This window comes from Acinetobacter sp. CIP 51.11 (genome assembly GCF_000369665.1).
GTDB lineage: Bacteria > Pseudomonadota > Gammaproteobacteria > Pseudomonadales > Moraxellaceae > Acinetobacter > Acinetobacter lwoffii_S.
Map to the genome: position 1 here is coordinate 2,139,640 of NZ_KB850129.1, position 12,974 is coordinate 2,152,613.

A 12,974-nucleotide genomic window follows, 5' to 3' on the forward strand; every position below is an offset into this window, starting at 1 on the left:
TAAGGATAAAGGTATGGCAGCAGTAAAGAAAGGCCAGATGATGCCGATCTTCAGCTATGAAGGAATTGATCGTAAAGGGGCAAAGATCAAGGGGGAATTGCCAGCGAAAAATATGGCTTTGGCCAAGGTGGCTCTTCGAAAACAAGGCATCAGTATCAGGACCATTCGGGAAAAGAAAAAAAATATTCTCCAAGGCTTGATGAAGAAAAAAGTCTCGACACTGGATATTACGATTTTTACCCGACAGTTGGCGACCATGATGAAAGCCGGGGTACCACTGGTACAAGGCTTTGAAATTGTCGCAGAGGGTTTGGAAAATCCAGCCATGCGTGAAGTCGTACTGGGTATTAAAGGCGAGGTCGAGGGTGGTAACACTTTCGCTGGAGCACTGCGTAAATATCCACAATACTTCGATAAATTATTCTGTTCGCTGGTGGAATCAGGTGAACAGTCTGGTGCTTTAGAGACAATGCTGGATCGTGTTGCAATTTATAAAGAAAAAAGTGAACTGCTCAAGCAAAAAATCAAAAAAGCCATGAAATATCCGGCTACAGTAATCGTTGTCGCCCTGATTGTTACCATTATCCTGATGGTCAAAGTAGTCCCGGTTTTCCAGGACTTATTCTCTTCATTTGGCGCCGACCTGCCTGCTTTTACCAAAATGGTGGTCAATATGTCGGAATGGATGCAAAAATATTGGTTTATACTGATTATTGCCATTGGAATAGTAATTACCATTTTTCTTGAAGCCAAAAAACGTAGCAAAAAATTCCGCGATTTTCTGGATAAGGCGGCACTTAAAGCACCGATTTTTGGAGATTTGGTATATAAAGCGATTATTGCACGTTATAGCCGCACCTTGGCCACGACTTTCGCAGCCGGTGTACCGTTGATTGATGCACTGGAATCTACTGCCGGCGCCACCAATAATGTGGTGTATGAAGATGCCGTGATGAAAATCCGTGAAGATGTCGCCACAGGTCAACAACTACAGTTTGCCATGCGCGTGACCAACAAATTCCCATCCATGGCAGTCCAAATGGTCGCAATTGGTGAAGAATCCGGTGCATTAGATGCCATGCTGGATAAAGTAGCAACACATTATGAAAACGAAGTTGATAATGCGGTTGACGGCTTAACTTCGATGATGGAACCGCTAATTATGGCTGTTCTCGGTGTGCTCGTTGGTGGTCTGGTGATTGCCATGTACCTTCCAATCTTCCAAATGGGTTCTGTGGTTTAATGCAAGATCTTATTCAATATTTTATTCAAAACCCAACGGCGCTGTATATCGCAGTTGGGCTTTTTAGTTTATGTATCGGCAGCTTTCTAAATGTAGTGATTTACCGTACGCCCAAGATGATGGAACAAGAATGGCGTACCGATTGCCAGATGTTCCTGCATCCAGAACAGCCGGTGATTAATGAAGCGAAATTAAGTTTAAGCAAACCCGCTTCGACTTGCCCTAAATGTCATCAGCCAATCCGCTGGTACCAGAATATTCCAGTTATCAGCTGGCTGGTCCTGCGTGGCAAGTGTGCGAACTGTCAGAATCCTATCAGCATCCGTTATCCTTTGGTTGAAATTCTGACGGCAGTTTGTGCACTACTTGTCGTAGCAGTATTTGGCCCGACAATGCAAATGCTGTTTGGACTGATCCTGACTTATGTGCTGATTGCCCTAACCTTTATTGATTTTGATACCCAGTTATTGCCTGACCGTTATACACTGCCCTTGGCCGCGCTAGGTTTAGGGGTAAATAGTTATGCACTCTATACCTCTCCAAGCTCTGCCATCTGGGGCTATATCATTGGTTTTCTGTGTCTATGGGTGGTGTATTACCTGTTTAAAATCATTACCGGCAAGGAAGGCATGGGTTATGGCGATTTTAAATTGCTAGCGGCTTTGGGTGCCTGGATGGGTCCATTATTACTGCCTTTAATTGTGCTGCTGTCTTCCCTGGTAGGTGCGATTATTGGCATCATTCTGCTAAAAGTTCGCAAGGAAAATCAGCCTTTTGCTTTTGGTCCTTATATTGCTATTGCCGGTTGGATCGCTTTTCTTTGGGGTGAACAAATTATGAAAGTGTATTTAGGTCAGTAAATTGAAATTTGTACTCGGTTTAACCGGCGGGATTGGCAGTGGCAAGTCTGCTGCCAGTCAGTGGTTTGAAGCACAAGGGATCACGGTAGTCGATGCCGATGTGGTAGCGCGTGAAGTGGTCGAAATTGGGCAGCCTGCACTTACCCAGATTCAGCAGGCTTTTGGCGATTGGGTACTGCTTGCCGATGGCTCACTGAATCGTCGTGCCCTGCGTGAATATATCTTCCAGTCTCCTGAAGCACGCAAAACTCTGGAAAGTATTACCCATCCGGCAATTCGTACTTCCATTATCCAGCAACTACATGCTGCGCAAAGTCCCTATGCCATTCTGGTTTCACCACTACTATTTGAGACCAATCAGCACGAACTCACTCAGCATACCTTACTGATTGACGCCACCATCGAACTGCAAATTGAGCGGGCCTCACAACGTGACGGCCAGAATATCGAACAAATTCGCAATATCATTGCTGCCCAAATGTCCCGCGAACAAAAGCAGACCATGGCCGATGATATTGTCCTAAATGATGGTCATCTGGGTCATCTCTATGCTCATCTCAGACTATTACATCAAAAATATTTAAACATGGCAGCCAGCTGAAGCATAAAAAAAACAGTCTGATTAAGACTGTTTTTTTTGTTCTGCTAATTTTTGGCTTAGACTGTCCTGATGCTGTAACCAGCGCCATGGCTGTAAGGCCCCAACTGCCATACCCATCAGGCCACACACCATGGCCAGGCTTAAAGTTTCATTTAATAAAGGTACAGCCAGAATTGCCGCAATAAAAGGTGCAAGATTGGTAATACTGCCTGCCTTAAATGCACCGAGACGCTTGATGGCTTCCACATAGCTTAAAGTGGCAATAATCACCACAAATATGCCGTGAAAAATGGTCTGAAACAGTAAATGCTTGGGTTCAGGCACATTCAGGTTTTTCGGTAAAAATAGCAGATAAATCGGCACATAAACCACTGCCGACCAGATCGCGACACCACACATTGCCTGCCATGCAGTTAGCTGATATTTACGCAATAAAACGGTAAAAATCGCCCAAAGTATAGCACTAATAAAAAACAGTCCGTCTCCTGCTCCAAAGGCCACACCAGTTTCCCTATACATCAGCATACTCATGAGACACAGTACTACGATCATAATGATCAGGCTGGCCCAGGTATGTTTATCAAAAGCCTGCCCCATCAGAAAAAAAGCCATAATCGCGGTACAGATTGGAATACAGCCATTCAAGAAAATTGCAGCATGGGCGGTAGGTGCGTAGTGAAAAGCGCTATAGGCAAACAGGCAGTAAATCACCCCACCAATCATCGCTAAAATAAAAGGCTCTTTTTTCAGTAAAAAAGCGGCCTCTTTACGATAGAGCAAGATCGGCATCAGAATCAGGAAGGCCAGAGAAAAACGCAAGGCCACAATATCCCAGGCACTGATCTGCCAAAGTGCATTCAGGCGGGCCGTTAAGGTAAAACCGCCCCAGATGCACATGGTAACAACTAAAAAAACATAGCCTTGGGTACGGTCTGACAATGCCATCATCAATTAAAGGTTACGCTGACGGCAGGCTTCATACAGTGCCATACCTGTAGCCACACTGACATTCAGACTTTGCAGATTACCTGCCATCGGGATATACACGGTCTGATCACATTGGCTTTGGGTAATTGGACGTAGGCCGGTATCTTCCGCACCCATCACCACACAAACCCCGGTACCGGTAAAATCAAAATTCTGAATCGGCAGCGCTTTTTCATCCAGCATGGTACCAACCACACGAACATTAAAATCTTCTTTGATTTGACCCAAAGTACGCGCCAGATTGGTCACCTGAATGAATTTGACTTTGTCCGCACCACCAGCAGCCACTTTACGTGCTGTCGGGGTTAAAGTTGCAGAACGATCACGTGGCGCAATCACTGCCTCAACGCCCATTGCAGCGGCTGTACGGATACAGGCACCGAGATTGTGCGGATCGGTAATATGATCAAGAGCCAATAACAATGCTTGAGGATTCGCACTCAATAATGACTCAAGATCTTTTTCATTCAGGGTCGGATGTGCACGTACCGCAGCGACCACACCTTGGTGAAACGGTTGCCCGGCCAGTTTCTCCAGTTTATCACGGCTGGCTTGCTGCACACTGATCCCAAACGGTTCAGCCAGTTCCAGTACACGCTTTAAACGCTGATCATCGCGTCCTTTGAGAGTGAATAATGTCAAGACACGTTCAGGCTCAAGCTCTAACAATGACTCCACTGAATGTACGCCATAAAAATATTCAGGTTTTGCCATGAACGACCTCTAGATTAGTTATATACAAAAGAAAAATCCCGTAAAGCTGACTTCACAGGATTTCTATAGCTGATTAGTTTAACCGATTCGCACTGAAATTTCTTGCCCGGTTTGCACTGATCTTGAATCTGGACTTAACCTTCAAAATGGCAGACATAGTCCAGCACATCATCGGTTTCGATTTTAAAACGGCTATTGCCCGGCACATAGAAAGACTGCCCCGCACGGAACAGCTCACTTTCTTCGCTATCGCCAATCTGAACACGGCATTCACCTGAAACAATTTCCATGCGCTCAGGAACATGTGTTTCAAAGGTCAAGGCATTTTCTGATGGCAGAATGACACCCAACGTTTTCTTGGTCCCATCTTCAAATTGTACAATGTGACTAATACACAACCCGCCGAAATATACATTAGATTTTTTAAGTACCGATACATGATCAAACTGAGCTGACATGCGATTTCTCCAGATAAAGCATTTTGTAATATTTTGATTGCTGTAGTTTAAATGTGCACCCTCAACTAATCAATCGAAGTTTATCGACGCCGATAAAATATTCTGTATCGCTGAATCCCTTCTATTTGTAGGATGTTTTGGCCTGTATTTTGCTGGTAGATGAGCTTCAGTTTCGATTTGTGCATTCTCTTTTGAAATAAGCTGAATTGAGTCATTAATTTAAAGATTGGGGATGTCAAAAATATGAAAATCAGCAGTGAATTAACGGACTTCTGAGTCAGCTTCTTGCGAAAATACAGTGAAATAAGCATATATGAATCGTTAAAATTTAAGATAGAATGAAATTGATTCGTCCTGATTTATAATAATCACAGCCATGTTGTGACCCCAATCCAACATCAGGCTATTTCAATCAAACTTTTCGCAGCCCGGATGCGTTTATGCTGACACATTTAACTCTGATCAATTTTGCTTTAGCCGAGCATCTTGCTATTGATATTGATAAAGGTTTTAACGTTTTAACCGGTGAAACCGGTGCAGGTAAATCCCTGTTACTGGATGCATTGTCTGCCTGTCTGGGTGAGCGAACCGATACCAATTATGTGCGTTATGGTACGGAAAAGGCGGATGTCACCGCCAGCTTCAGCTATCAGGAACACAGTCCTGAAGCAGCCTGGTTGAAAGAGCATGAGCTGGATGATGAATCAGGTGAAATTCATTTACGACGGGTGATTTTTGCCACCGGCCGTAGTAAGGCCTGGATCAATGGACGTCCGAGCAGCCTGTCTGAACTGAAAGAAATTGGGCGTTTACTAGTACAACTCTATAGCCAGCATAGTCAGCAACAATTATTAGAACCACCTTATCCGAAGCACTGGCTGGATCGTTATTATCATTTTTATGCGCCGGCTCAAGCAGTACGTGATGCGTATAGCACTTGGCAGAAAAATATTCGTCAGCATCAGGCAGCGCTAGATGCACAAGCGACCCGTAAGCAACGCATGGAAACCTTGGAACTGCAGCTAGAAGAACTGGAAGAAATTGTTCAGACGGATTATCAGGAGATTGAACAGGAATTTGACCGGCTTTCCCATCATGAAGCGATCATGCAGGACTGTGTCTATAGCCTGAATAGTCTGGATGAAGGCGAACAGAATATTTCCCAAGAACTGGCTTCCATTCTACGTCGCATGGAATCACATGCCGGTCGTAGCGAACAGCTTTCCGGAATTTACACCTCCCTGCTGAATGCCCAAAGCGAACTTGAAGATGCAGCAGCGAATTTACGCCAGTTTATGGATCGGCAGAGTTTTGATCCGGAACGCATGGAAGTACTAAATTCGACTTTAGAAATCTTCCATCGTCTGGCACGTAAATATCGTACCCAGCCAGAATTACTCAAAGAAGAATATGAAGCCTGGCAAACCGAATTAGAACAGCTGCATCAACTGGAAGATCCGGAAACACTGGCTGAACAGGTCGCGGTTTCTTATCAGGAGTTTCTGGATAAAGCCCAACATCTGGATCAGATTCGCCGTGAAGCCGCAGCACCGTTGGCCAAGCAGCTCACTGAGCAGGTCAAACAACTGGCATTGCCTGAAGCACATTTTGAGTTCAAGTTTGAGCCTTTGGAGCATCCCTCTAGTGAAGGTCTCAGCTTTATTCAATTGCTGTTTACTGCCAATAAAGGCATTCCGGCACAGCCTTTGGCCCGGGTTGCATCAGGCGGTGAACTCTCGCGTATTGCGCTAGTGATGCAAGTCATGAATGCGGAAAAAACCGAAGCTGAAGTGCTGGTCTTTGATGAAATTGATGTCGGGATTAGTGGTGGTACCGCAGAGATTGTCGGGCGTTTACTGGCCGATCTGGCCCAGCATGTACAGATTCTGTGTATTACCCATCAGGCACAAGTGGCAGCACAATCTGATCAGCATCTACTGGTAAAAAAACAGCAGACTGATCCTGCCAGCAGCACAATCATTGACCTTGAGGAAAATGAAATTATTCAGGAGCTTGCAAGAATGACAGGCGGTGTAGAGATTAGTGAAACCACCTTGCAACATGCCCGCCAGTTACGTCAGCTGAAATTTCAGCAGGCTTGAGCTACTTGTAAAGCGACACATAAAAAATCCCTGCATTTAGGTCAGAGATTTTTTATGTGTTAAAAATCATTCGAACTAATATTAACTTACCATTTTACAGGTTGATCGCTTGAACCTGGCGTCATTTCATAGCCCGGTGATGAATCATAAGATTGACCAGTCTGAGACTGTACAGGCTGTAATTTTAAGCCCTGTAAAATTTCCGGGTTTAAGCCCTGAGCAATTTTATCCGCCGTACTGTCATTTAAACTATTGGTCAGAATATTCTGTGTCATTAAATTAGACAGAGTTCGATTGAAAGTGCCCGCTGCTACCACTTTACTGGTATTGGCTTCAATGACACGCCAGCTTAAACGCACTTGTTCAGCGCCGGCATTCAAACCATACATTTGCTGATGGCTGGCACTAGACAGATCATTAATTCGTCCCACCAGTAAATAGTCTGCTCCAACTTTCTGACCGATACGCGCCAGCTCATGCGGTGCACCATCCCAATACAGGAATGCATTTTCAGACTGCATTTCATCCAGATAATGACGATCTACCACACTCAACTGTCCGCTTTGAGCCAGATAATTTCCTAAAGTATCGGATAATTCCTGACTAAACTCATAGGCAGATGTGTCATTGGCCAGTCGGTTATTTTTCTCGGCCATCTGGAATGGCAATACTGCAATCCTGCGCAAATGCTGGTCTTGTACAGTCGATTCAAACTTCACCACATGTGCGCGAACTTTGGCACGGTAATTATTTTTTGCACCCGTCACACTCAGCACCTGAAACTTGGTCACTGAACCTGAACCTTGATTTGCCACACTAAAAACTGGTGAAACTTTACCGTTATAACTCCAGCCCTGATTATTCACCGATACAGAAACAGTCTCTTCATAATTCATTTGGGAAGAAACTGAAGCACCATTTACCGATTGCACAGCAATTAATAAGGCTTCAGAAATCGCCTGGTGTTGAGTTGGACCACTTCCACTGGCTTCTTTAACCACTTCTTTAATGGCTGCAAAGGCTGGAGCGCTCAACAATCCAGACAACAGGCCTGCAAGTAATATTTTTTTCATATTATATTCTTCTACAGTCACTGTGCCAAAAGCACAGTGACCTTCATTGAAATTACAGACCAAAAGTCGAGCGTTTGCCTGCCTTACGGATTTCTTTCTCGCCAGTCCACTCTACGATACCAGTTTGCAGGTTTTGCAATTTAAAAGTGAACTTGTAATACACATCACTCTTGCCACCGGCATTCTTCACAATACTCGACAAGTTGCCATTTAGCATAAATTCGGCACCAATATGACCACCGGCACGTACTGCTGTTGACTGGTTCACCATACCGCTTTGCTTTTGATAAGCTAGCTGCTGTGCCACCGCATTCACCGATTTCATATCAACAAAACGAAATTTTCCAGAATTGATTAGTTTGTTCTGAATACTGTCAGTAATCGATTCGGTATCGATATGTTCCTGGGTTTTGTTATGAATCCGATCAAGGACAATGACCGGACGGCGGTTTTGGGTCATTTGCACCACTGGCGGGAACATCAACATGTCATCCACCATTTTGGCTGCAATCATTTGCAAGTCAGTTGAACCAAAGTCTGTGGTTAAGGTTTCGACTGCTTGGGCATCACCATAACTTACTGAACCAGTAGAGGCACAGCCACTAAGCAGTGTCGTAGTTGCCAATGCGGCGAAAATCAATTTTGCGTTCATTTCAAGTCTCTCTTATTTTTTCAAATACACAACAACATCAACAGCAGATGGATTTGGCGCCAAGGACTGCACACCTTTGGTTTCACGTCCGGTTAACTGGATCGGCTTCCAGATGGCACCTTCAGGATTAACTTCCACACCTTGTGCATCCACCCAAACAATCTTGTAGCTAAAATCTTTATTGTTAAAACGGCGGTTTTTGATCGCGATTGAAGCACGCTTTAAATCACCAACCAAGCTCATATTCACACGTTCCACAAAGACTTCCGTAGTTAATACCGGATTATTGGTAATGGTGCGGATACTCATTTCATTATTGGCATTGGTTTGGGTAGATAAGGCATTCGGTGCGGTACAACCCACCATGAACAGCGCCCCTAAACCAAGTACAGCAAAGCTAAATTGACGTTTCATATTGTTCCCTTATTTATGATTAATGTGGAATGGTGCTTACACTAGCCGTAATTTTGTCATTAACATGATGGGCATAGACAAACACTGTTTGATTGGCTTTCACATCTAGGGTGACCGGAGAGCTAGATACACTCCCGCTAGAAAGTTGTAAATTATGTTTGCCCGGCGTTAAATTTAAGCGCGCAATCTGGGCATTACTCGGCAAGGTACTCCAGCCACGCAAGTCAGCACGCTCAGTCGCCATATTTAAGACGTTACCGGCAAGTTGACCAAACACACCAAACTGGTTACCAAGTTCTTTTTGTGCGGCATATTTTGCAGTGGCGCGCAGCACCTGACTGCTCACATTCGCCATAATTTTTTCTTTGAGGTCCTTGACGGCCAAAGCACCAATATCACTAATCACATAACTGTCTTGTAAAGCTTTATTATTGACTTTCACTTTCAGGCTAGTTGGTATCACATAGGTACTTGGTTCATAGGTCGCAAAAGCAATATTGATTAAACCGCCCGGTGTAGGGACATCAATTTTATTTTCCACCTTTTGCGGTACAATTCCCTGTTCGATAAATACAATCACCGGAACACTACCCTTCTTATGCTGTGTGACCAGTTGATCCAGACGTTTCACGTCTTCGGAAATTTGCTTATCTGGTTGTAACTCATAAGCTTTCTTATAATCAACCAAGGCATCATTGTATTCACCCAAGGTTTCCCATAAATTGGCTGCCATATAAAAAGCGTAGGCATTCTGATAGCTGTTCTTAATCTTGCCGGCTATGGGGTCCAGACCGACAAAAGCTTCATCCAGCACACTTAGATTCTTCTCTGCTTCCGTGTTTTTAGCTACTTTGTCTTTTTTCTTTTCTAGTTCTTTTTGGTGCAACAATTCGATTTCACGCTGGAGGCCCTGAGCCACGCGCATTTCTACCGCAGCAGCTTCCAGATCCTTTAAGAAAATATAGTTTTTAGCTTGGGAAATATGCGCCAGCACCTGCTCATGTGCTGGTACCAGATAAGGCACTACAGAGTCATTGCTGACCATGGCAAGAGCCTTAAACCCCATTCGGGACACACTAATTTTGGCCCGATTTTTTTGTTTTTCTAACAGCGTAAAGGCTTGCTTATAATAATCTCGGCTTTCTTCATATTGATGGTTAACTTGTAATAAGCGGGCTTGTTCAAGTAAATATAAAACTCCATCCTTTGAATCAGCTTTGTCCTTAAACTGAGTAATGAGGTTTTCAGATAAAGCGCTATTCAAATGACTACGGAAAAAACTACCTTCTTCATTATAACTACTAAATACTGCTGCCTGTGAAGTGACCGACACAGAAAATAGCGCAGAAATTAAAGTCCCTTTTAAAATATGATGCATAACAACCCCATTAAAAAAATAAATTAAAGATGAAAATTTCTGCATTCTACGAACAAAGCAATATGGTTTCAATATGTATATTTTGTATAATAATTGAAATATTCTGTACAATATATCGCAAATTTATTACATAAATAAACAAATATTATAGTTTGTTATCTAATATTGACCATTTTTTAATCACTAGAAACTATGTATCGAAATATAGTTAGAGCTTAATTAATGAGCTGAGATTGTAATAACTTGCCTTTAGTTTTCAGATAAATTCTATTTAAAAGCAAGAAACTATATATAGTCTACTTTTAACCATGAATGATCTATTGTTATTATTTAATTCATTCCACCACAATATATTTAATATTTTTTATTAAAATTTAAGTAAGTTTTTACTCGGTTTATCTGGCTGTTTTAGCATAAATAAAAAAGTCTCCGACAAACCCGGTACAGTTCACTTAAAACTACCTCCCATCATTTAAATAAAATCACTGAAGGTCTTTTTAAAAGGAATTTTAAAACCGGCCTTAACCTGTTCATGCCTGATTTACCCCATATCCAAGTTGTCAGCCTAAGCATTTTATGGGATAACTAGCAGGAAGAAAGCCGCTGTTTGAGTGATTACAATTAGGCCCGTAGGCCATGCTTCACTTTTTCAGACTGCATAGCATACTGACTTTGGGAGAACTGCTCAGGTGACCAAACAGTTTCTGACACATCGTTGTCTGATTGCACCGCCGCATGCGAATGATGATTTTTTTGCCCAGACGGTCATTTATCTCGCTCGTCATGATGAAGATGGTGCCCAAGGCATCATTATCAATCGACCTGCCGGCATTCAAATTAAAGAATTGCTGAATGATCTGGATATTGAAGCAGATAATGTCAATCCGCATGAGGTATTGCAAGGTGGCCCTTTGCGCCCTGAAGCCGGCTTTGTCTTGCATACCGGTCAGCCGACCTGGCATTCCTCCATCGCCGTGGGTGAAAATGTCTGCATTACTACCTCCAAAGATATTCTGGATGCCATTGCACATAATGAAGGTGTCGGTCGCTATCAGATTGCCCTCGGTTATGCCAGTTGGGGCAAACACCAGCTGGAACAAGAAATTGCCCGTGGTGACTGGCTGATTTGTGATTCCGATATGGATCTGATTTTTAACTTACCTTATAACGACCGTTGGGACGCTGCCTATAAAAAAATGGGTGTAGACCGCAACTGGTTATCTTCCGAGATTGGACATGCCTGATGTAAACGCGCCACAAACCATTATGGCGTTTGATTTTGGTACACAAAAAATGGGAATGTCGGTTGGACAATCCCTGATTGCTAGTGCCAATCCCCTACCCTTATTTCCCATGAAAGATGGTGTTCCCAACTGGGATGAACTGCTCAAAATCGTGAAAAGCCATCAACCGAATTTATTTCTGGTCGGCTTACCATTGAATATGGATGATAGTGAATCGGAGCTGTCGACACGGGCGCGAAAATTTGCCCGCCGTTTACGTCATCAGACCAATATTGAAACCTGGATGGTGGATGAACGTTTGACCACCCGTGAAGCACGCGATGAACTGGAGCATTATCAGGCTCAAGGTCGCGGCAAGAAACTCTCTGCCGACAGCATTGCAGCTGCCTTGTTGATTGAGAGCTGGTATCGCCATCCAGCCGGGATCACGCCTTAATCTGTAATCAGCATCCTTCAGGGTGCTTTTTTATGCTGCAAAATGCTTCTTAAGGATAAAAATAACGAAAAGTCAGGTTAATTCGTGGTGTTAAAACTTTGCTGGTTTTGCTGATACTATGCTTCCAGTGTTGCTGAGTCGCGCCACGCATCACAATCAACTGTCCACTGTGTAACAGCACATCGACTTTATCGCTACGAATTTTATGCTTAAAGCTCATTTTACGGGTGGCTCCCAGACTCAGAGAAGCAATGACATTTGCCCGAGAAGTACCTGTATATAACGCCGGCTCATCATCACTATGCCAGCCCAAGCCTTGAGAACCATCTTCATACAAATTGGCCAGACAGGAATTAAAGGGATGACCGACCAGAATTTCAATATGTTGCTTTAAACGGAATAATCCGGGTGTCCATACCTGAGCTTGCTTAAGCGTACCAGAATAACGATACTGATAATGTTCATCGCCATACCAGACCACCTGGCGGCCTGTGACATGGTGCTTGCCAAATAAATGCACTTCATCATGTTGCCAGGCCAGCTGACTGAGAAAATGCTGTAGATACTGCTGGCTTTGTTCCTGATCCAAAATCAGGCCATAATCTTCTACTACCCCATCAAAAGGTAATACATTGGCTTGCGGCTGGGGTGCAAATAAATCGAAAGTCATATCCGTCAGATCCAGTATCCACATGAAAATACTGACATTCGACCTAAAAAATTACAACTGCTCTTCACAAATGACTACAACATTTATGCTTGTGGCTTGCCTGATTCCTGCCTAGACTGAATTCAACTTTCACAATAAAAAT

Annotated in this window: 14 protein-coding genes; 6 read left to right on the forward strand and 8 right to left on the reverse strand. The window is 43.5% G+C overall.

The window, feature by feature from the left end; all coding sequences use genetic code 11:
* Positions 1 to 13 precede the first annotated feature (13 nt).
* The 3 genes from F894_RS13980 to coaE are packed head-to-tail and all read left to right on the forward strand — an operon-like array spanning position 14 to position 2,704.
* The gene (locus F894_RS13980; protein ID WP_005248400.1) at positions 14 to 1,243 is read left to right on the forward strand and encodes a type II secretion system F family protein; all 1,230 of its coding nucleotides are present in this window, start codon (positions 14 to 16) and stop codon (positions 1,241 to 1,243) included.
* Entirely contained in the window at positions 1,243 to 2,103 is an 861-nt protein-coding gene (locus F894_RS15390) for a prepilin peptidase (RefSeq protein WP_005248402.1), read from the forward strand. The genes F894_RS13980 and F894_RS15390 overlap by 1 nt, the downstream gene beginning before the upstream one ends.
* Position 2,104: 1 nt before the next feature.
* Positions 2,105 to 2,704: a dephospho-CoA kinase gene (gene coaE, locus F894_RS13990; protein ID WP_005248403.1), complete on the forward strand. Its 600-nt coding sequence runs from the start codon at positions 2,105 to 2,107 to the stop codon at positions 2,702 to 2,704.
* A gap of 21 nt (positions 2,705 to 2,725) precedes the next feature.
* On the opposite strand, the gene F894_RS13995 is transcribed toward coaE, so the two are convergent.
* The 3 genes from F894_RS13995 to F894_RS14005 all read right to left on the reverse strand — a co-directional run bounded on the left by F894_RS13995 (position 2,726) and on the right by F894_RS14005 (position 4,863).
* Complete coding sequence (locus F894_RS13995) at positions 2,726 to 3,649, reverse strand: DMT family transporter (protein WP_416201981.1); 924 nt, start codon at positions 3,647 to 3,649, stop codon at positions 2,726 to 2,728.
* A 6-nt stretch (positions 3,650 to 3,655) separates the two neighbouring features.
* The gene (gene rlmB / locus F894_RS14000; RefSeq protein ID WP_005101440.1) at positions 3,656 to 4,405 is read right to left on the reverse strand and encodes a 23S rRNA (guanosine(2251)-2'-O)-methyltransferase RlmB; all 750 of its coding nucleotides are present in this window, start codon (positions 4,403 to 4,405) and stop codon (positions 3,656 to 3,658) included.
* Between the two features lie 134 nt (positions 4,406 to 4,539).
* Positions 4,540 to 4,863 (reverse strand): pyrimidine/purine nucleoside phosphorylase, encoded by a 324-nt coding sequence (locus F894_RS14005; protein ID WP_004281089.1) that lies wholly within the window; start codon positions 4,861 to 4,863, stop codon positions 4,540 to 4,542.
* A gap of 440 nt (positions 4,864 to 5,303) precedes the next feature.
* Here F894_RS14005 and recN point away from each other — a divergent pair, with 440 nt between their 5' ends.
* Positions 5,304 to 6,965: a DNA repair protein RecN gene (recN, locus tag F894_RS14010; RefSeq protein ID WP_005248405.1), complete on the forward strand. Its 1,662-nt coding sequence runs from the start codon at positions 5,304 to 5,306 to the stop codon at positions 6,963 to 6,965.
* Positions 6,966 to 7,051: 86 nt separating this feature from the next.
* Here recN and F894_RS14015 read toward each other — a convergent pair whose 3' ends face one another.
* The 4 genes from F894_RS14015 to F894_RS14030 are packed head-to-tail and all read right to left on the reverse strand — an operon-like array spanning position 7,052 to position 10,482.
* Positions 7,052 to 8,038 carry a CsgG/HfaB family protein gene (locus F894_RS14015; protein WP_005108477.1) on the reverse strand — a complete coding sequence of 329 codons (987 nt, stop codon included), beginning with the start codon at positions 8,036 to 8,038 and terminating at the stop codon, positions 7,052 to 7,054.
* Positions 8,039 to 8,090: 52 nt separating this feature from the next.
* Positions 8,091 to 8,690, reverse strand: coding sequence for a penicillin-binding protein activator LpoB (gene lpoB, locus F894_RS14020; RefSeq protein ID WP_005108476.1), 600 nt, complete (start codon positions 8,688 to 8,690; stop codon positions 8,091 to 8,093).
* A 12-nt stretch (positions 8,691 to 8,702) separates the two neighbouring features.
* Entirely contained in the window at positions 8,703 to 9,104 is a 402-nt protein-coding gene (locus F894_RS14025) for a YcfL family putative periplasmic lipoprotein (RefSeq protein ID WP_005248406.1), read from the reverse strand.
* Between the two features lie 19 nt (positions 9,105 to 9,123).
* Complete coding sequence (locus tag F894_RS14030) at positions 9,124 to 10,482, reverse strand: COG3014 family protein (protein ID WP_034438391.1); 1,359 nt, start codon at positions 10,480 to 10,482, stop codon at positions 9,124 to 9,126.
* 689 nt (positions 10,483 to 11,171) lie between these two features.
* Here F894_RS14030 and F894_RS14035 point away from each other — a divergent pair.
* Both F894_RS14035 and ruvX read left to right on the forward strand, forming a co-directional pair.
* Complete coding sequence (locus tag F894_RS14035) at positions 11,172 to 11,726, forward strand: YqgE/AlgH family protein (RefSeq protein ID WP_004281085.1); 555 nt, start codon at positions 11,172 to 11,174, stop codon at positions 11,724 to 11,726.
* Positions 11,719 to 12,162, forward strand: coding sequence for a Holliday junction resolvase RuvX (gene ruvX / locus F894_RS14040; RefSeq protein ID WP_005248407.1), 444 nt, complete (start codon positions 11,719 to 11,721; stop codon positions 12,160 to 12,162). The genes F894_RS14035 and ruvX overlap by 8 nt, the downstream gene beginning before the upstream one ends.
* Positions 12,163 to 12,211: 49 nt before the next feature.
* On the opposite strand, the gene F894_RS14045 is transcribed toward ruvX, so the two are convergent.
* Positions 12,212 to 12,832, reverse strand: a complete 621-nt coding sequence (locus tag F894_RS14045; protein WP_005248408.1) for an alpha-ketoglutarate-dependent dioxygenase AlkB family protein — start codon at positions 12,830 to 12,832, stop codon at positions 12,212 to 12,214.
* Positions 12,833 to 12,974 lie beyond the last annotated feature (142 nt).